This is a genomic window from Corallococcus caeni, from assembly GCF_036245865.1.
In the GTDB taxonomy this organism is placed as follows: domain Bacteria; phylum Myxococcota; class Myxococcia; order Myxococcales; family Myxococcaceae; genus Corallococcus; species Corallococcus caeni.
In genome coordinates this window covers 1-506 of record NZ_BTTW01000057.1, presented here as the reverse complement: position 1 = coordinate 506, position 506 = coordinate 1, and the positions used below count along the sequence as shown (strand labels likewise).

Here is a 506-nt window from a genome sequence, read left to right as displayed (position 1 = left end):
GACAAGCCCTTCCTGATGCCGGTGGAAGACGTCTTCTCCATCGCCGGCCGTGGCACGGTGGCCACCGGCCGCGTGGAGCGCGGCATCATCAAGGTGGGCGAGGAAGTGGAAGTCGTCGGTCTGCGCGCGACGCAGAAGACGGTGGTGACGGGCGTGGAGATGTTCCGCAAGCTGCTGGACGAGGGCCGGGCGGGCGACAACATCGGCGCGCTGGTGCGTGGCCTCAAGCGCGAGGACATGGAGCGCGGCCAGGTGCTGGCGAAGCCGGGCAGCATCACGCCGCACACGAAGTTCAAGGCGCAGATTTACGTGCTGTCGAAGGAAGAGGGCGGCCGCCACACCCCGTTCTTCAAGGGGTACCGTCCGCAGTTCTACTTCCGCACCACGGACGTGACGGGCACGGTGAAGCTGCCGGACAACGTCGAGATGGTCATGCCGGGCGACAACATCGCCATCGAGGTGGAGCTCATCACCCCGGTCGCGATGGAGAAGGAGCTCCGGTTCGC

General features: G+C 66.4%; 1 protein-coding gene. It reads left to right on the top strand.

Translation table 11 applies throughout. The features are described from left to right. Positions 1 to 506 (top strand): EF-Tu C-terminal domain-related protein (locus tag AABA78_RS38900; RefSeq protein ID WP_338270591.1); only part of this gene is annotated, 506 nt, incomplete at both ends.